This window comes from Salmonella sp. 741265055_HSA (assembly GCF_046569525.1).
Taxonomy (GTDB): Bacteria; Pseudomonadota; Gammaproteobacteria; order Enterobacterales; family Enterobacteriaceae; genus Salmonella; species Salmonella enterica.
Window position 1 is genome coordinate 66218 of record NZ_JBKFSQ010000019.1, and the last position, 18176, is coordinate 84393.

Annotated in this window: 16 protein-coding genes; 8 read left to right on the plus strand and 8 right to left on the minus strand. The window is 53.1% G+C overall.

The window, feature by feature from the left end; genetic code table 11:
- Nucleotides 1–69 precede the first annotated feature (69 nt).
- Nucleotides 70–1845 (minus strand): L-fucose isomerase, encoded by a 1776-nt coding sequence (gene fucI, locus ACLD4K_RS12455; RefSeq protein ID WP_411011947.1) that lies wholly within the window; start codon nt 1843–1845, stop codon nt 70–72.
- Between the two features lie 31 nt (nt 1846–1876).
- Nucleotides 1877–3193: an L-fucose:H+ symporter permease gene (gene fucP, locus ACLD4K_RS12460; protein WP_411011948.1), complete on the minus strand. Its 1317-nt coding sequence runs from the start codon at nt 3191–3193 to the stop codon at nt 1877–1879.
- 555 nt (nt 3194–3748) lie between these two features.
- Here fucP and fucA point away from each other — a divergent pair.
- Nucleotides 3749–4396 (plus strand): L-fuculose-phosphate aldolase, encoded by a 648-nt coding sequence (gene fucA, locus ACLD4K_RS12465; RefSeq protein ID WP_000440819.1) that lies wholly within the window; start codon nt 3749–3751, stop codon nt 4394–4396.
- A gap of 16 nt (nt 4397–4412) precedes the next feature.
- A complete protein-coding gene (gene fucO, locus ACLD4K_RS12470; RefSeq protein ID WP_411011949.1) occupies nt 4413–5561 on the plus strand; it encodes a lactaldehyde reductase in 1149 nt (382 codons plus the stop codon).
- Between the two features lie 91 nt (nt 5562–5652).
- Here fucO and xni read toward each other — a convergent pair whose 3' ends face one another.
- The 5 genes from xni to queF form a co-directional block, all read right to left on the minus strand.
- On the minus strand, nt 5653–6408 hold the full coding sequence (xni, locus tag ACLD4K_RS12475) for a flap endonuclease Xni (protein WP_411011950.1): 756 nt from the start codon (nt 6406–6408) through the stop codon (nt 5653–5655).
- Nucleotides 6409–6578: 170 nt separating this feature from the next.
- Nucleotides 6579–7946: an L-serine ammonia-lyase II gene (sdaB, locus tag ACLD4K_RS12480; RefSeq protein WP_000626384.1), complete on the minus strand. Its 1368-nt coding sequence runs from the start codon at nt 7944–7946 to the stop codon at nt 6579–6581.
- A 58-nt stretch (nt 7947–8004) separates the two neighbouring features.
- The gene (gene sdaC / locus ACLD4K_RS12485) at nt 8005–9294 is read right to left on the minus strand and encodes an HAAAP family serine/threonine permease SdaC (protein WP_411011951.1); all 1290 of its coding nucleotides are present in this window, start codon (nt 9292–9294) and stop codon (nt 8005–8007) included.
- Nucleotides 9295–9858: 564 nt separating this feature from the next.
- Nucleotides 9859–11223, minus strand: coding sequence for a nucleotide 5'-monophosphate nucleosidase PpnN (gene ppnN, locus ACLD4K_RS12490; RefSeq protein ID WP_000627973.1), 1365 nt, complete (start codon nt 11221–11223; stop codon nt 9859–9861).
- Between the two features lie 111 nt (nt 11224–11334).
- On the minus strand, nt 11335–12183 hold the full coding sequence (queF, locus tag ACLD4K_RS12495; RefSeq protein ID WP_411011952.1) for an NADPH-dependent 7-cyano-7-deazaguanine reductase QueF: 849 nt from the start codon (nt 12181–12183) through the stop codon (nt 11335–11337).
- A gap of 68 nt (nt 12184–12251) precedes the next feature.
- Here queF and syd point away from each other — a divergent pair, with 68 nt between their 5' ends.
- The 4 genes from syd to ACLD4K_RS12515 all read left to right on the plus strand — a co-directional run bounded on the left by syd (nt 12252) and on the right by ACLD4K_RS12515 (nt 14989).
- Nucleotides 12252–12797 (plus strand): SecY-interacting protein, encoded by a 546-nt coding sequence (syd, locus tag ACLD4K_RS12500; protein WP_023215985.1) that lies wholly within the window; start codon nt 12252–12254, stop codon nt 12795–12797.
- A 612-nt stretch (nt 12798–13409) separates the two neighbouring features.
- Nucleotides 13410–13739, plus strand: a complete 330-nt coding sequence (locus tag ACLD4K_RS12505) for a YqcC family protein (RefSeq protein WP_000207010.1) — start codon at nt 13410–13412, stop codon at nt 13737–13739.
- On the plus strand, nt 13739–14521 hold the full coding sequence (gene truC, locus ACLD4K_RS12510) for a tRNA pseudouridine(65) synthase TruC (RefSeq protein ID WP_411011953.1): 783 nt from the start codon (nt 13739–13741) through the stop codon (nt 14519–14521). The genes ACLD4K_RS12505 and truC overlap by 1 nt, the downstream gene beginning before the upstream one ends.
- 18 nt (nt 14522–14539) lie before the next feature.
- A complete protein-coding gene (locus tag ACLD4K_RS12515; RefSeq protein ID WP_000807739.1) occupies nt 14540–14989 on the plus strand; it encodes a flavodoxin in 450 nt (149 codons plus the stop codon).
- Between the two features lie 170 nt (nt 14990–15159).
- Here the strand turns inward: ACLD4K_RS12515 and ACLD4K_RS12520 are convergent, their stop codons facing one another.
- Nucleotides 15160–15390, minus strand: a complete 231-nt coding sequence (locus ACLD4K_RS12520; protein ID WP_109273339.1) for a hypothetical protein — start codon at nt 15388–15390, stop codon at nt 15160–15162.
- A gap of 79 nt (nt 15391–15469) precedes the next feature.
- Here ACLD4K_RS12520 and gudP point away from each other — a divergent pair, with 79 nt between their 5' ends.
- Both gudP and ACLD4K_RS12530 read left to right on the plus strand, forming a co-directional pair.
- The gene (gudP, locus tag ACLD4K_RS12525; RefSeq protein ID WP_411011954.1) at nt 15470–16828 is read left to right on the plus strand and encodes a galactarate/glucarate/glycerate transporter GudP; all 1359 of its coding nucleotides are present in this window, start codon (nt 15470–15472) and stop codon (nt 16826–16828) included.
- Complete coding sequence (locus tag ACLD4K_RS12530; RefSeq protein WP_080207570.1) at nt 16825–18165, plus strand: enolase C-terminal domain-like protein; 1341 nt, start codon at nt 16825–16827, stop codon at nt 18163–18165. The genes gudP and ACLD4K_RS12530 overlap by 4 nt, the downstream gene beginning before the upstream one ends.
- Nucleotides 18166–18176 lie beyond the last annotated feature (11 nt).

An 18176-nucleotide genomic window follows, 5' to 3' on the forward strand; every position in this document is an offset into this window, starting at 1 on the left:
TACGCTTATCCGGCCTACGGTTCACGCGCCCGTAGGCCCGGTAAGCCTGCGCCACCGGGCTAAGCCGCATTAACGTTTATACAGCGGGCCATAATTCTGGCAGGCGCGATAATCCTGGCCTTCGATATCCATACCGTGAGCCGCCCAGGCGGAAGGACGGTAGATCTTCGCCTCCTCCACGTTGTGCATACATACCGGGATACGCAGCATCGCGGCGAGAGTAATAAAGTCCGCCCCTACATGGCCGATGGTGAGTACGCCGTGGTTAGCGCCCCAGTTCGCCATCACCGAATAGACATCGGTAAACGGGCCTTTGCCGGTAAGACGCGGCGCAAACCAGGTGGTAGGCCAGGTAGAGTTGGTGCGGGCATCAAGCTGATCGTGTATCGCTTTCGGCAGTTTGACGCTCCAGCCCTCGGCGATTTGCAGTACTGGCCCCAGGCCTTTGATGATATTCACGCGGGTCATGGTGAATGGCACGCCGCCTTCGGTCAGGAAACGGGATGAGTAGCCGCCGCCGCGGAAGTATTCGTGAATCGCCGGGCACCATTCAGTGGCCGCCAGACACGCATCCGCCTCTTGTTGGCTGATTTCCCAGTGTGGTTTCATGGTCGGCTTGCCTTCGCTGTCGCGCTGTTTACAGGCACCGTCCAGAGCGGCAGAACCGGAGTTAATCAGGTGAATAATGCCGTGTTCCGCCAGGCCGCTGAGCGCCTGGCCAGTGACGCGTTCTACGGCTTCCGGCGACCAGTAGGTTCGCACGTCGGCGAATATCTGCGCGGTACCGGTGAGTTGATGGCCAAACAGCATCGCTACGCCGTTCAGACTGTCATTTTCGGTGGCGACGACAAACGGTTCGCGTACGCCGTTCCAGTCAAAAGAGCTATTGAGCAGCGCTTCGGCGGTATCGCCGTTCGGGTATTGATCGGTCCAGTGGCGCTGGCCCTGGAAGCCGGCGGCAATAGCGTTGTAGCCCAGCGATTCTTCAACTAACCCTTTGTCCGCCAGCGTCTTGTTGCCCTGCATCATATCGCGAATACACATCGCCATCAGCAGGCTCTCTTTTAACACCGCACGGTTCTGGGCTTCATTGCGCTTATACTGCTGGGCGTTCTGATCTTCGCCGTAGCGGAAGTTTTTATCCGCCCACGCCAGCGCCATCTCCAGTTCGGCTTCATCATAAATTTTTTGATCAATACGGCGGCGCAGTTCGGTCATATCTACCGCTTGCACCTTCATGCCCAGCCAGGATTCAAAGAAGTTATGATCGACAATGGAACCCGCGATCCCCATCGACACGCCGCCGACGGAGAGGTAGCTTTTGCCTTTCATACTGGCTACCGCTAACCCTGCCCGCGCAAAACGCAGCAGTTTTTCTTCGACGTCGGCGGGAATGGAGGTATCGTCGGCATCCTGCACGTCATGGCCATAAATGGAGAACGCCGGAATGCCTTTCTGGCTGTGCGCCGCCAGCGCCGCGGCAAGGTAAACCGCCCCAGGACGCTCTGTGCCGTTAAAGCCCCAGATGGCTTTCGGACGCATCGGATCCATATCAATGGTTTCACTGCCATAGCACCAGCACGGCGTAACGGTAATGGTTACGCCCACGTTCTGGCTGCTGAATTTTTCTTCACAGGCGGCGGATTCCGCCATTCCGGCAATACAGGTATCCGCAATGACGCACTCCACCTGAGCCCCGCAGGCGTGGCGGATTTTCTCAGTGATGAGCGCCGCCGTCGCTTTCGCCATGTTCATGGTTTGTTCTTCGAGCGACTCGCGTACGCCCATACGACGTCCATCAATCACCGGGCGGATACCGATTTTCGGTAAGCTGATTTTTTTCATGACAGATTCCTCACGTTATTCGGATAAATGTTCAGTTTGTCGCCGCTTGTGAACGGAAACGGGCAAAAATGAAGATGACGGCAAAGCACAATGCCGGAACCAGTTCGGCGGTCGGGATTTTGCCTGCGGCGTCGCTAACGAAGCCCATTACTGGCGTGACAATACCGCCGCCAATGATGGTCATGACGATAAAAGACGAGCCGTACTTAGTGTCCTGTCCCAGATTTTTGATACCCAGCGAGAAGATGGTCGGGTACTGGATTGACATAAATGCGCTACACAACGTCAGCGCCAGCAGGCCGATATGTCCGCCGCTAAAGGCGGACATCAGACACAGGAGCATGGCAAACAGGGCGTAGGCGGCCAGCACTTTATGCGGCGCGAAGCGGCTGATAAGCCAGGTCCCGGTGAAACGGCCGATAAAGAAGCACACCATCGTGCCGGTCAGGTAGTTGGCGGCGAAACCGGGCGTCATTCCAGGGATCTCCTCAATGGCGTAGCGGATCAGATAGCTCCAGCAGGCGGTTTGCGCCCCCACGTAGCAGAACTGCGCCAGCACCGCCCAGCGCCAGTGGCGGATACGGATGAGTCGGGAGAGAGAAGATAAGAAAGAGCTTTGTTTAGCATCGCTATGATCGTCACTTTGCAGGGCCGGAAATTTGGTCAGCATAATCAGCAGCGCAACTACTAATACGATGGCGACGATAATCATGTATGGCGTTTGTACCGATAACACCAGGCTGTGTTTATAGGCGCTAAGCTGATCCGGCGTCATTTTATCAAGCGCTTCTTGCGATTGATGCGGCACGTTAGACAAAATAAGGCTTTGCCCAAACACAACGGCGATAATAGCGCCAAAGGAGTTAAAAGTTTGCGCCAGATTAAGCCGGAAATGTCCGCCGCTTTCTGGACCTAATACCGTAACAAAAGGGTTGGCTGCTGTTTCAAGGCAACCTAAACCGGCGGCGATGATAAACAGGCCAATTAAGAATAATGTGTAATTCATTATCTCGGCGGCAGGCCAGAATAATGCGGCGCCAACAGCATACAAAAAAAGCCCGGTGATAATCCCTGCTTTATAACTGAGTTTTTTCATCAAAATCCCAGCAGGAATTGGAATGACGAAATAACCGAAATAAAAGGCTGACTGAATAAGCCCGGCCTGAAAGTTAGTTAGCGTAAAAGCTTGTTGAAACTGCGGTAATAATATGTCATTCAGATTATTGGCGACGGCCCACAGAAAAAATAGCGAGCAAAGTAAGGCGAATGGAATAATGTAGCGCTTGCTCTTGCTTTGCTCTGCATCCACAGCACGAAAACTCTGCGTTTGTATTGTTGTGTTTCCCATAGCATCCTCATCGGTTCAGAAGCTTTTGCGTGCGGTCGGTTCTGGTCACCAGACCGTAAAATTAGGTGAGTTCGCTTTTCTTACCGGTAATAAATTGGCGTCCGGAATGAACTCATGGAGTCATTTTCAAATAAAAAAGGCCTTTTAATATGATGGCGGTCACATTTATACCTGAGAGCAGATCGTTCTGTGATTATCATCACTTTAATTTTCATAAAAAAATGACCGTTTGAGATGTTTAATTTAAAAAACCACAGACTGAATGCCCGAATTAAATTATTGCCACGAAAACGGGCAGGAGTAACTTATTCTTCATCTTTGCCCGTTTTAAAAAATATTATTAAGAGCGGGCATTTATCGGCGAGATAAACGGTAGTCGTCTGGTTTATCGTGACGAATTAATTGATGTGAATCACAAAATATCGTTATTTAAATTCCCTTCTCTTTATTCAGTATGATGATAGTTGCTAACTATTCGATTATTTCAACAGGACAGCAGCGCGATGCGAAAGGCGGTTTTGTTGTCTCATTTTGAATCACAGAGAGAGGTAAATAATGGAACGAAATAGACTGGCGCGGCAGATTATTGATACCTGTCTGGAAATGACGCGGTTAGGGTTAAATCAGGGGACGGCAGGTAACGTGAGCGTACGTTATCAGGGCGGATTGCTGATTACGCCGACGGGGATCCCCTACGAGAAGCTGACAGAGTCGCACATTGTCTTTATTGATGCAGACGGTCAGCATGAGCAGGGCAAACTGCCTTCCAGCGAGTGGCGTTTTCATATGGCGGCATACCAGACGCGCCCTGACGCCAATGCCGTGGTACATAACCACGCTGTCCATTGTACGGCAGTCTCGATCCTGAATCGCCCGATTCCGGCGATTCACTACATGATTGCCGCCGCGGGGGGAAACTCTATTCCCTGCGCGCCCTACGCCACTTTTGGCACCCGCGAACTTTCTGACCATGTTGCTGTGGCGCTTAAAAATCGTAAAGCGACGCTGTTACAGCATCACGGGCTTATCGCTTGTGAAGAAAATTTAGACAAAGCGTTGTGGCTGGCGCATGAAGTGGAAGTGCTGGCGCAGCTCTATTTAAGTACGCTGGCCATTGTCGATCCGGTACCGGTACTGGATGACGAGGCGATCGCTATCGTACTGGAGAAATTTAAAACTTACGGATTACGTATTGAAGAGTGATGTAAGGAGACAGGCGATGGCGAACAGAATGATTCTGAATGAAACGGCATGGTTTGGCCGGGGAGCGGTGGACGCATTAACCGATGAGGTGACGCGCCGCGGTTATCATAAAGCGCTGATTGTTACCGATAAAACGCTGGTGCAATGCGGTGTGGTCGATAAAGTGACAAGCAGAATGGATGCCGCAGGGCTGGCGTGGGAAATCTATGCGGGCGTGATCCCTAATCCTACGATTTCCGTTGTCCAGGAAGGGCTTAAGGTCTTTACCCAAAGCGGTGCGGACTATCTCATCGCCATTGGCGGCGGTTCTCCGCAGGATACCTGCAAAGCGATCGGTATTATCAGTAACAATCCGGAATTTGCCGATGTGCGCAGTCTGGAAGGGCTATCGCCGACCCGTAAACCCAGCGTGCCGATTATGGCGATCCCGACAACGGCGGGAACCGCGGCGGAAGTCACTATCAATTATGTGATTACCGATGAAGAGAAACGGCGCAAATTCGTTTGTGTCGATCCACATGATATTCCGCAGGCGGCATTTATCGATGCCGATATGATGGACGGTATGCCGCCCGCGCTGAAAGCGGCAACGGGCGTGGATGCGCTAACCCATGCTATTGAAGGCTATATTACCCGGGCCGCATGGGCGCTGACGGATGCATTACATATCAAAGCCATTGAGATTATTGCTGGCGCGCTGCGCGGCGCCGTGGCCGGAGAAAAAGAGGCCTGTGAGGCGATGGCGCTGGGGCAATACGTTGCCGGGATGGGGTTTTCCAATGTGGGGCTGGGGCTGGTACATGGGATGGCGCATCCGTTGGGCGCGTTTTACAACACGCCGCACGGCGTCGCGAATGCTATTTTGCTTCCGCATGTGATGCGTTTCAATGCCGGGTCTACCAACGAGAAATTCCGTGATATCGCCCGGGCGATGGGGGGGAAGGTAGAAGGATTGAGTCTTGAAGAGGCGCGTAATGCCGCAGTGGAAGCCGTATTTGCGTTAAATCGCGATGTGGGAATTCCGCTGCATTTGCGTGATGTCGGCGTTCGAAAAGAGGATATCCCGGCGCTGGCGCAGGCGGCGTTCGATGATGTCTGTACGGGCGGCAATCCGCGTGAAGCGAGTCTGGCGGACATTGTCGAACTGTATCATATCGCCTGGTAATTTTGCCGGATGGCGCTGCGCTTATCCGCTCTACATTTCGTGCAGTCCTGTAGGCAGGATAAGGCGTTCACGCCGCCATCCGGCAACAAAACTACCGTACCAGCCGTAGCTGCTGTAAGTTTCCGTCGATATGTAAATCGGTTTGCAGACGGGCAATATCGCGGCAAAGAAATGCCATTTCTTTATGCGTCTCAAGCTTTTTGCGCCACTTTTCCGGCACCTCGTCCAGATGGGCGTAAATTCCCTCCAGATTTTGAAACTGAATCAATAGCTGGGTCGCGCTTTTAGAGCCGATACCGGCAACGCCGGGAACTTTCGAACTGCTGATTCCTGCCAGACCCCAGTAATCCGGCAACTGCCGGGGAAGTACGCCAAACTCTTTTTCAATAAACGGCGCGTCCAGCCAGCGTTTCTGGAAGTAGTCGCGAATGCGCAATCCCGGAGAGAGCAACTGGCAATAGCCTTTATCGGTTGACACAATGGTTGCCTGGTGTCCGGCTTCGGTAACTTTTAGCGCCAGCGTCGCCGCCAGATCGTCCGCTTCGTTACCATCTGATGCCCAACAGCGTACGCCGCGCTGTTCAAACGCGGCGCGTAGGGCGGGCATTTCATTATGTAAATCGTCAGGCATCGGCGGACGTCCTGCTTTGTAGTCCGGCAAACGCTGATGACGCCAGCCGCTGCTGCGCGCGTCGTCATCAAATACCGCTACGGCATGGGTTGGCTGGCTGTGAATAATCAATTGATCGAGCGCGTGTTGGCAGGTTTCCACACAGGGCGATCCCTGAACGGCGTGAATACGGCGAATCAAATTGAGCGCGTCGACGATAAGCAGATGAGCAGCCACGGTGTTCTCCCTTACAAACCTGCGCGTAGGGTAACATTCACGGCGGGGGGAGGCGAGCATTGCGAAATAGCGCTATCTGTAGGCCTGATAAGCGAAGCGCCATCAGGCAACAAAAGCCGGATGGCGGCGAGCGCCTTATCCGGCCTACAGATCCTAAAATGTGCTGAGAATTAATCGCAGGTAACGATCTTCATCGCCAGGCCGCCGCGCGAAGTTTCGCGGTACTTAGCGTTCATGTCTTTACCGGTTTCGTACATGGTCTCAATCACTTTATCGAGGCATACACGCGGTTCGCTGGTACGGCGTAGCGCCATACGCGCGGCGTTGACCGCTTTGACTGAAGCAATCGCGTTACGCTCAATGCAGGGAACCTGTACCTGGCCGGCAACCGGATCGCAAGTTAACCCCAGATTATGCTCCATGGCGATTTCTGCGGCGATACACACCTGCGCCGGACTACCGCCCAGCAGCTCGGCCAGACCCGCTGCCGCCATGGAACAGGCCACGCCGACCTCTCCCTGACAACCCACTTCGGCGCCGGAAATAGAGGCGTTCATCTTATACAGCGAGCCAATCGCGCTGGCGACCAGCATATAGCGAGCAAGTGAGTTAGCATTTACTTCGCGGATAAACTTGTCATAGTACGCCAGCACCGCCGGCACAATACCACATGCGCCGTTAGTCGGCGCAGTGACTACTCGTCCGCCTGCGGCATTCTCTTCGTTCACTGCCAGCGCGAACATATTGATCCAGTCGACGACCGCCATCGGATCGGTGGTGGTCTTATCCTGACTGACCAGCACCCGACGCAGCGCCGCCGCGCGACGCGGAACGCGCAGTTTGCCCGGCAATACGCCCTCAGTGGTGATACCGCGCTCAATACCGCTGCGCATCACCTCCCAGACCCTGGCGAAATGCTGCTCCAGCGCTTCTTTACTGTGCAGGGCCAGTTCGTTTTGCATCATCAGACCGGAGAGCGACAGACCCGTCTCCTGGCAGTGGCGCTGTAAATCCGCGGCGGTTTTGTAAGGGTACGGTACGTTAACGGGTTCGCTATTCGTCAAACCAAAGTGCTCTTCATCGACGATAAAGCCGCCGCCAATGGAGTAGTAGGTTTGGCTGTAGAGCACCTTATCGCCCGCCAGCGCGGTAATACGCATCCCGTTTTCATGCAGAGACAGGTTGTCGGCGTGGAAATTCATGCACTTATCGACCGGAAATTCGACTTCATGCTGCCCATTGGCCAGTAGTAAACGCCCATGGGTGTTCACATCCTGGATAAAGGACGGAATGGCGTCGATATCGACGGTGTCCGGCAGATTCCCCGCCAGGCCCATAATAATGGCGATATCAGTGTGGTGGCCTTTACCCGTCAATGACAGAGAGCCGTAGACATCCACCACGACGCGGGTGACATCTGTAAGGATATGGCGGGCAATCAGATCGTCCGTGAACTGCTTGCCTGCTTTCATTGGTCCGACGGTGTGAGAACTGGAAGGGCCAATGCCGATTTTAAAAATATCGAATACGCTAATCATAGGGCATCCATTGCGGTTGTATCATAGAGAAGCGCCGCGGTAAGCGGCGCTAAAGGACTTAGCTGAACAGTGAGTAGAAAATAGCGGAGATGGCAATCAGGCCCATAATCACAACGAATACGTTGCTGATATGACCGCTGTACTTACGCATTGCCGGTACTTTCTGGATGGCATACATCGGCATCAGGAACAGAATCATCGCGATGATCGGGCCGCCCAGGGTTTCAATCATGCCCAGGATGCTGGGGTTCAGCGTCGCCACAATCCAGGTGGTGACCAGCATGAACAGCGCGGTAATTTTATTCAGTTTGTTGATTTCGATGGATTTACCTTTACCACGCAGCGATTTAATCACCATCCCGTTAAAGCCTTCACGCGCGCCCAGGTAGTGGCCGAGGAAGGATTTGGTGATAGCAATCATCGCAATGATCGGCGCCATCCAGGCGATGATCGGCGCGTTAAAGTGGTTCGCCAGGTAAGACAGAATCGAGATGTTCTGCTCTTTTGCCGCTGCCAGATCTGCCGGCGTCAGGCTCAGCACGCAGCTGAAGACGAAGAACATCACGGTCAGCACCATCATGATGTGGGCGAAGGCCAGAATTTTAGAACATTTCTTCTCTGCGCCTTCACCGTACTCTTCACGCTTCGCAACCGCGAAGGAGGAGATGATCGGGGAGTGGTTGAAAGAGAAAACCATCACCGGAATCGCCAGCCACAGCGTCATCCACAGACCGTTACCGGTAGACGCGGCGGAATCAAAGGACAGCGTTTCCAGCACCGCGCCGTTCCACTGCGGGATCAGGTACAAGGCCAGCAGCATCAGCGCCGCAACGAACGGGAATACCAGGATACTCATCGCCTTAACGATCATTTGTTCGCCGAAGCGCACGATGGTCATCATGCCAACAATCAGGATCAGGGAAAGAATCGCCCGCGGCGGCGGATTAATCGCTAACTGGTGGGTCAGGAAGCTTTCAACCGTGTTGGTGATTGCTACGCTGTAAACCAGCAGGATGGGGTAAATCGCGAAGAAGTAGAGCAGGGTAATCAGTTTACCTGCGCCAATACCGAAGTGTTCCTCAACGACTTCAGTGATGTCTTCACCCGGATTTTTACCGGACAGCACGAAGCGGGTTAAACCACGGTGTGCGAAAAAGGTCATCGGGAAAGCGAGAATCGCCATGATGATAAGCGGAATCATGCCGCCGACGCCTGCGTTGATCGGCAGGAACAGAACGCCCGCGCCGATAGCCGTGCCGTAAAGGCCCAGCATCCACATGGTATCCGTTTTGCGCCATGCGCTTCGAGAGTCAATCGAAGCAATAGTGCTGGTCTGAGTGGTTTCCATCTATTTCTCCTGGAGGATGCTAAAAATCAGGTTGCTGGTCTAATCCAATGAAAAAAGACCTGATCGTAAAATGAAATCTGCTTAGGGACGCTTTTTATATAATTTTTCGCCGTAATAATTTTCGGGCGGAAAGATACATTTAAGTGATGAATCTATCAGTGATCCCGATCTCAAATGCAATAATCCGCTTCTTACATGGATAAATTTGGACCATTAATCTATTAAAAAAACGTCATAACGAATTTCCGGGCGCGAAGGCTACCATTAACGATATAAGGCCGGAAAGATTGGGGCGCAAGATACGGAGGTTTGACTATAAAAATCAAGGTTTTTAGTGGATTCTGGCGAAGAATGAGAGTTTTAACCGATAAATCACGGTAAAAGGAGTCAAGTAAACGTTTGCCTGGCAATCTATTTATGGTGAATTATAAATGGTGTTTATAGAACAGTGCGGGCTATGCCTCTGATGATCATCATAAAAAATGAAGGCATACGTTAATTGCCATACCGCAATGAAAGGAATGGGGGAAGCGCCCGGCTGCTGGCGGCAACCGGGCTTAAGCGCTAAGCGCAGATCTCGTAACAGGGGATGTAGGCGGAACCCGGCAATTTCATACGATGCTGCGCGACGAAACCCTGCAGCAGATCGTCCATGCGACGCATCATCTCTCGATCGCCGTGGATTTTATACGGACCATTAGCTTCAATGGCGCGTATCCCGACCTCCTTCACGTTCCCCGCGACAATACCGGAGAAGGCGCGCCGCAGATCCGCCGCCAGAATCTCAACCGGCTGATCCGGGTACAGTTTCAGGTTGGCCATATTCTCATGCGACGGCTCAAACGGCACCTGAAGATCCGGTGCAATGCGCATCGACCAGTTAAAACTATAGGCGTCGCCGGTATCGCGGCGATTCTCTTTCACTTGCGGCATCGCTTTCTTCATCAGCCGCGCTACCTCCGCCGCATCGTCAATGATGATGCGGTAATGACGGCGGGCCGCTTCGCCCAGCGTATGGGTAATAAACTCATCCAGCACGCGGAAGTAATCGGCGCTCTCTTTTGGTCCGGTCAGGATCAGCGGCAGCACCTGATTTTTATTGGCTGGATTCATCAGAATACCCAGCAAATAAAGCAGCTCTTCCGCCGTACCTACGCCGCCCGGGAAGATGATGATACCGTGTGCGATACGGACGAACGCTTCCAGGCGTTTCTCGATATCCGGCATGATGATCAGTTCGTTCACCAGCGGATTAGGCGGTTCAGCCGCAATAATGGAAGGTTCAGTCATGCCGATAAAGCGGCTGTCTTTATAACGCTGCTGCGCGTGACCGACCGCCGCGCCCTTCATGGGGGCTTCCATCGCCCCCGGGCCGCAGCCGGTGCAGATGTTCAGCTCGCGTAATCCCAACTGCGTGCCGACGCGACGGGCATACAGGTACTCGTTTTCGTTAATTGAGTGGCCGCCCCAGCATACCACCATGTTTGGCGCTTCGCCGACGTGCAGCGCCCTGGCGTTGCGCAAAATGGAGAACACCAGATTAGTGATATGTGTTGAGCTTTCAAGATCCAGATGCTGGAAACGACCGGCATTATGGATCTGCCCATTCACAAAGAGAATGTCGCGCAGCACCGCGAACAGATTAGCCTGTAGCGCACGAATAATCCGCCCGTCAACAAAGGCGTCTTCAGGCGGATTAATCAATTCCAGCTTCACGCCGCGCTCGCGGCGCAGTACGTTAATATCGAAATTTTCAAAGCGGGACAGCAGCTCTTTGCTGTTGTCGGTCAGGCTGCCGGAGTTAAGAACGGCAAGTGAACAGTTACGAAACAGTTGATACAGGTCGCTACTGGCCGTGCGTTTCAGCATGTCCACTTCCAGTTGCGACAACATATCCATTGAGCCAAGCGGGCTAATATGTGTAATCAAGTAAACTCCTTATGGGACGCAACACGTCATTCCCTGTTGATTACAATAGCCCTGGCTGATGACCTTTCACAACCTTACATGCGCAATCCGGCCGCAGAATTGACAAAAAAATTACTGTCGCGCCAGCCTGCCCGTGGCGGGCACAAAATCGGTATTGCTGCGCCAGGGATTAATGTCCAGCCCGCCGCGGCGGGTATAGCGCGCATAAACGCTTAACGTTTCCGGCTGGCAGAGGCGCAGAATGTCATTGAAAATACGCTCTACGCACTGCTCGTGAAATTCATTATGGTGACGGAAGGAGACCAGATAACGCAGCAGTTTTTCCCTGTCGATTTTGCGCCCGCGATACTGAATTTGTATCGAGCCCCAGTCCGGTTGGTGGGTGATTAGGCAGTTGGATTTCAACAGATGACTGACCAGCGTCTCCTCTACTTGCTTCTCGCCGCTGACCGCATGTTGCAGATAGTCGGTAGTAAACTGGTAGTTGTCGATACTGATATCCTGATCGTCAATACAGGCGCCGTGGAAATGGGCGACAGGCTGTCCTTCCAGCTCATCAAGACGATGAAGCCTCACGCTAACGTTGCCCTGTGCGCAGGCGCGCAGATCGCGCTCCAGCGTCTGGCGCACCGTCTCCCAGGTGTCAAAGCGCGTCTGGTTAAAGCTGTTCAGATACAGTTTAAAGCTTTTGGATTCGATTAAATTAACGCTGGTGTAATCCAGTTCGACATGCCCGACGGCGACCTGCGGAAGACCCTGGCTGTTAAGCCAGGAAAGTTCATACAACGTCCAGATATCCGCGCCGTGGAACGGCAAATTATCGGCTGTTAATCCGAGCGGGTCGCGATTCAAACTGCGCGGTACGCCCTGCAGCAGGCTGGCGTCATAATTGTCCCGGTAATCCGTTGATTTTCCGAGAGTCAGGCCATCGAGAGCCTGATGGTTTTCATAAGAAGACATGTTTCACCGTCATAAACCAGATACACTATGCGTCAAGTGTATCCTGGCTTTTATGAAGAGAGAAACTGGTGGACGAACTGACAGCGCAGGCGTTAAAAGCCTTTACGACGCGTTACTGTGACGCGTGGCAAGAAAAACACGGTAGCTGGCCGTTGAGCGAAGAACTGTATGGCGTACCTTCTCCGTGCATTATTTCTTCAACCCGCAATGCCGTTTACTGGCAGCCGCAACCTTTTGAAGGCGAAGAAAATGTAAACGCGGTTGAACGCGCCTTTGATATTATGGTACAACCTGCGCTCCACGCGTTTTACACCACGCAGTTTGCTGGCGACATGCCAGCGCAGTTTGCGGATGAAAAGCTTACGCTACTGCAAACCTGGAGTCAGGATGACTTTCGGCGCGTGCAGGAAAATCTGATAGGCCATCTGGTCACGCAAAAGCGGCTCAAGCTTCCTCCCACGCTTTTTATTGCGACGCAGGAAAATGAGCTTGAGGTCATTTCGGTCTGTAATCTGTCCGGCGAAGTGATTAAAGAAACGCTGGGCACCCGCAATCGTACCGTTCTTGCCGCAACGCTTGCGGAATTTCTTACGCAACTTAATCCTCTTCTGTAATCGTTTGCCCTAACGGGTGTGAGAGATCTCTTACAAAGTCTGTAGGAGATCGCCAGGATATCAGCGGGTACTGAGTCCCGTCTTTTTGTATAAGTCCATATAAAACAACCTATTAAAATGTTCTTACGCACTTTCATATGAAAATTTACTTAAGGTATTGTCTGTAAGCGTCTTGTAAGACAAGGTGAAACAGGCGATTCTATCTTCGTCGACAGGGAGTCGTACAACGAAGCGAACGTCAGGATGATGACGCTTCAGCAGGACACGCCAGGATGGTGTTACAAGGAAAGGCTTCAGGATGAAGCAAAGTGGAAAGCGCAGGATGCGTTAAAGGACACCTCCAGGACGGAGAACGAGAGCCGATCAGGATGTTTGGCGGGTCTGGATGACCAGGGACGCTTCAGGATGAAGCTATCACATCGGGGCGATGTGCGCAGGATGCAAACGTTCAGGATGAACAGGCCGTAAGGTCACAGGAAAAGTTGTCACGGATGAGCAGGGAGCATGAAAAGTAGCTGGAATGCTGCGAAACGAACCGGGAGCACTGTTTACACAGTGCTCCCTTTTTTTTGTTATTCTGCGCGCCAGATTTTCATCATTGAGGTTTTTAACATGACGACTCATGACCGTGTGCGTCAGCAGTTACATGCGCTTGAAACGCTGCTGCGCGAGCATCGCCACTGGCGGCTGGATGCGCCGCAGGCGCACCTGTTTACCAGCACTCAACCATTTTTTATGGATACCATGGAACCGCTGGAATGGCTGCAATGGGTATTGATCCCACGTATGCATACCCTACTTGATAATGCGCAGCCGCTGCCCGAAGCGTTCGCCGTCGCCCCTTATTATGAAATGGCGCTGGCGGCGGATCATCCGCAGCGGGAGGCGATCCTGGCGGTTTTGCAGGATCTGGATGCTCTATTCGTTCGCGATAAATCCTGATGCTGGAGATCCTCTATCAAGACCCGTGGCTGGTTGCCGTGAATAAACCCGCAGGTTGGCTTGTTCACCGGAGCTGGCTGGATCGCGACGAAAAAGTCGTGGTCATGCAAACGGTGCGCGACCAAATCGGCCAGCATGTTTTTACCGCCCACCGTCTCGACAGACCCACGTCGGGCGTACTGTTAATGGGGCTGTCCAGCGAAGCGGGGCGCCGCCTGGCGCAGCAGTTCGAGCAGCACCACATCCGTAAACGCTACCATGCCATTGTGCGCGGCTGGCTGATGGATGACGCAGTACTGGATTATCCGCTGGTGGAAGAGCGCGATAAAATTGCCGATAAATTCGCCCGCGAAGATAAAGCGCCCCAGCCGGCTGTAACGCAGTATCATGGACTGGCGACAGTCGAAATGGCGGTGCCGACCGGGCGTTATCCCACCACGCGTTATGGACTGGTTGAGCTGGAACCAAAAACGGGACGCAAGCACCAGCTCCGTCGTCATCTGGCGCATCTGCGTCATCCTATCATCGGCGACAGTAAACATGGCGATTTGCGACAAAACCGCAGCGCGGCGGAGCATTTTGCCTGTCGTCGCCTGATGCTTCATGCCAGCCGGCTTGAACTGACGCACCCCTTCACCGGACAGCCGTTGATGATTCAGGCCGGGTTGGATGAAACCTGGATGCAGGCGCTGACACAGTTTGGCTGGCGTGGACTTCTCCCTGACAATGAAAGGGTTGAGTTTACGGCGGCGTCCCGGCAGGATGAGACTCATCAGGCATAATTCAGGGAGATACGCATAATGGCGGAAATTGGTATTTTTGTCGGGACCATGTATGGCAACTCACTGCTGGTGGCGGAAGAAGCGGAGGCGATCCTCGCCAGACAGGGCCACAGCGCGACCGTGTTTGAAGATCCTGAACTGTCCGACTGGCAGCAATATCAGGATAAGGTAGCGCTGGTCGTTACCTCGACGACCGGGCAGGGCGATCTACCGGATAGCATTGCGCCGCTCTTTCACGGCATTAAAGATACAGTCGGTTTTCAACCAAACCTGCGTTACGGGGTGATTGCGCTAGGTGATAGCAGCTACCCCAATTTCTGTAATGGCGGCAAACAGTTTGATGCCCTGTTGCAGGAGCAAAGCGCGCAGCGGGTGGGGGAGATGTTATTCATTGACGCCAGCGAACATCCGGAGCCGGAGAGCCAGTCCAATCCCTGGGTTGAAAACTGGGGAACTTTACTTTCCTGAGGTAAATCCCTCCCCCCTACGGGAGGGTACCTTTTCGTTTGCTTGCATTGCCAGTAAGCAAATAACGACCTGTACGCAGTGTAAAGTAACTGAATCGTGTTAGCTTTGTGCATATGCCCGTAAAAGCGGCAGTTTTTTACGGGCGTTTTCATGTAATCAAGCGACCTGTTTCACATTCTTCTCTTTTTATTCCTCCTGCGTTGACGCCTGACGCCTTCTGATTTCATTTCCGTGAAGTGGCTTCCACTGTCCTGGGCTTTTGCCATAAACAGGCGTAATTCATCGCCAAAATACTGTGTTGTTGCACGGTGAGTGTGTGTGGCGCGCTTTTTATACTTTTCCTGCCAGTGAATAAAAGCATGCAGCGTGCAAAGCAAACGACCTAATAAAAGCTGCAACAAGGAAACGTTATCTCTGATTCCCTACCGGTTGTGCAGTTCAGAGTGAGCGTAGCTAACGCGAAATTTCAGGAGTGCAACAATGAGTTCATTAAGTCATGCGGCGAGCAGTGCGGAGAAACGCACGAACGCCCGCTATTGGATAGTGGTGATGCTGTTTATCGTCACATCCTTCAACTACGGCGACCGCGCCACATTGTCCATTGCCGGTTCAGAAATGGCCAAAGATATCGGCCTTGATCCGGTAGGCATGGGCTACGTCTTTTCTGCTTTTTCATGGGCCTATGTTATCGGGCAGATCCCGGGCGGTTGGCTGCTGGACCGCTTTGGTTCCAAACGCGTCTATTTCTGGTCTATTTTCATTTGGTCAGTCTTCACCCTGTTGCAGGGTTTTGTCGATACCTTTAGTGGTTTCGGCATTATTGTCGCCCTCTTTACGCTTCGTTTCCTGGTCGGTCTGGCGGAATCGCCTTCTTTTCCGGGCAACAGTCGCATCGTTGCGGCCTGGTTCCCGGCGCAGGAGAGGGGAACGGCGGTGGCCATCTTTAACTCCGCGCAATACTTTGCCACGGTTATTTTCGCGCCAATTATGGGCTGGCTGACGCACGAAGTGGGCTGGTCGCATGTCTTCTTCTTTATGGGCGGGTTAGGGATCATCATCAGCTTTATCTGGATGAAAGTTATCCATGAACCAAATAACCATCCGGGCGTAAATAAGAAAGAATTGGAGTACATCGCAGAAGGCGGCGCGCTGATCAATATGGATCAGAAAGACACGAAAGCGAAAGTACCGTTTAGCGTCAAATGGGGCCAGATCAAACAGCTGCTGGGCTCTCGTATGATGATTGGCGTTTACATCGGCCAGTACTGCATTAACGCATTGACCTATTTCTTTATTACCTGGTTCCCGGTCTATTTGGTCCAGGCGCGCGGCATGTCGATTCTCAAAGCGGGCTTTGTCGCCTCGGTTCCTGCGGTCTGCGGCTTTATCGGCGGCGTGTTGGGCGGCATCATTTCCGACTGGCTGATGCGTCGTACTGGCTCCCTGAATATCGCGCGCAAGACGCCGATTGTGCTGGGGATGTTGCTGTCAATGGTTATGGTGTTCTGTAACTATGTGAACGTGGAATGGATGATCATCGGCTTTATGGCGTTGGCTTTCTTCGGTAAAGGTATCGGCGCGTTGGGCTGGGCAGTAATGGCGGATACCGCGCCGAAAGAGATCAGCGGTCTTTCCGGCGGCTTGTTTAATATGTTCGGCAATATTTCCGGTATTGTGACGCCAATCGCGATTGGTTACATCGTTGGCACCACCGGTTCCTTCAACGGCGCGTTGATCTATGTCGGCGTTCATGCCCTGGTGGCCATTATCAGCTATCTGGTGCTGGTAGGCGATATTAAGCGTATTGAACTGAAACCTGCCGCAGGACAATTATCATGACAACGCAATCCAGTCCCGTTATTACGGACATGAAGGTCATTCCGGTTGCCGGACATGACAGTATGTTACTCAACATCGGCGGCGCGCATAACGCCTGGTTCACCCGTAACATCGTCGTCCTCACCGATAACGCCGGGCATACTGGCGTCGGCGAGGCGCCGGGCGGAGAAGTGATTTATCAGACGCTGGTCGATGCTATTCCGATGGTATTAGGCCAGGAAGTCGCCCGCCTGAACAAAGTGGTGCAGCAGGTGCATAAAGGCAACCAGGCCGCTGATTTTGACACCTTTGGTAAAGGCGCATGGACGTTTGAACTGCGGGTTAACGCGGTGGCAGCTTTGGAAGCGGCGCTGCTTGATCTACTGGGACAGGCGCTTAATGTGCCGGTCTGTGAGCTGTTAGGACCTGGTAAACAGCGCGATGCCGTCACCGTGTTGGGCTATCTCTTCTATATTGGCGATCGCACTAAAACCGATCTGCCGTATCTGGAAAGCACGCCGGGCAGTCATGAATGGTATCGCCTGCGCCATCAGGAAGCGCTGAACAGCGACGCAGTCGTGCGGCTGGCGGAAGCGTCTCAGGATCGCTACGGCTTTAAAGATTTTAAACTTAAGGGCGGCGTGCTGCCGGGCGAACAAGAGATTGATACCGTTCGCGCGCTAAAAAAACGCTTCCCGGACGCGCGTATTACCGTAGATCCGAACGGCGCCTGGCTACTGGATGAAGCCATTGCGTTGTGCAAAGGGCTGAATGATGTACTGGCCTACGCGGAAGATCCGTGTGGCGCGGAGCAAGGATTCTCTGGTCGTGAGGTCATGGCGGAGTTCCGCCGCGCGACAGGACTGCCGGTGGCGACCAATATGATTGCCACCAACTGGCGTGAAATGGGACACGCGGTGATGCTCAACGCGGTAGACATTCCTCTTGCCGACCCGCATTTTTGGACTCTCACCGGCGCCGTTCGCGTGGCGCAACTGTGCGATGACTGGGGGCTAACCTGGGGCTGCCATTCGAATAACCATTTTGATATTTCACTGGCGATGTTTACCCATGTTGGCGCGGCGGCGCCAGGCAAACCCACCGCTATTGATACGCACTGGATCTGGCAGGAGGGCGATTGCCGCCTGACTAAAAATCCGCTGGAAATTAAAAACGGCAAAATTGCCGTTCCGGATGCGCCAGGACTGGGCGTGGAGCTTGACTGGGAACAGGTGCGAAAAGCGCATGACGCGTATAAAACGCTGCCAGGTGGCGCGCGTAATGATGCAGGCCCAATGCAATACCTGATCCCCGGCTGGACTTTTGACCGCAAACGCCCTGTTTTTGGTCGTCACTAATTCTGAATAAG

Bases quoted from the DNA above. Each gene is read 5' to 3' on its own strand.
- fucI (WP_411011947.1), bottom strand. From the start codon at position 1,845: ATGAAAAAAATCAGCTTACCGAAAATCGGTATCCGCCCGGTGATTGAT.
- fucP (WP_411011948.1), bottom strand. From the start codon at position 3,193: ATGGGAAACACAACAATACAAACGCAGAGTTTTCGTGCTGTGGATGCA.
- fucA (WP_000440819.1), top strand. From the start codon at position 3,749: ATGGAACGAAATAGACTGGCGCGGCAGATTATTGATACCTGTCTGGAA.
- sdaC (WP_411011951.1), bottom strand. From the start codon at position 9,294: ATGGAAACCACTCAGACCAGCACTATTGCTTCGATTGACTCTCGAAGC.
- truC (WP_411011953.1), top strand. From the start codon at position 13,739: ATGCTGGAGATCCTCTATCAAGACCCGTGGCTGGTTGCCGTGAATAAA.
- sdaB (WP_000626384.1), bottom strand. From the start codon at position 7,946: ATGATTAGCGTATTCGATATTTTTAAAATCGGCATTGGCCCTTCCAGT.
- queF (WP_411011952.1), bottom strand. From the start codon at position 12,183: ATGTCTTCTTATGAAAACCATCAGGCTCTCGATGGCCTGACTCTCGGA.
- fucO (WP_411011949.1), top strand. From the start codon at position 4,413: ATGGCGAACAGAATGATTCTGAATGAAACGGCATGGTTTGGCCGGGGA.
- gudP (WP_411011954.1), top strand. From the start codon at position 15,470: ATGAGTTCATTAAGTCATGCGGCGAGCAGTGCGGAGAAACGCACGAAC.
- ACLD4K_RS12505 (WP_000207010.1), top strand. From the start codon at position 13,410: ATGACGACTCATGACCGTGTGCGTCAGCAGTTACATGCGCTTGAAACG.
- ACLD4K_RS12515 (WP_000807739.1), top strand. From the start codon at position 14,540: ATGGCGGAAATTGGTATTTTTGTCGGGACCATGTATGGCAACTCACTG.
- ACLD4K_RS12530 (WP_080207570.1), top strand. From the start codon at position 16,825: ATGACAACGCAATCCAGTCCCGTTATTACGGACATGAAGGTCATTCCG.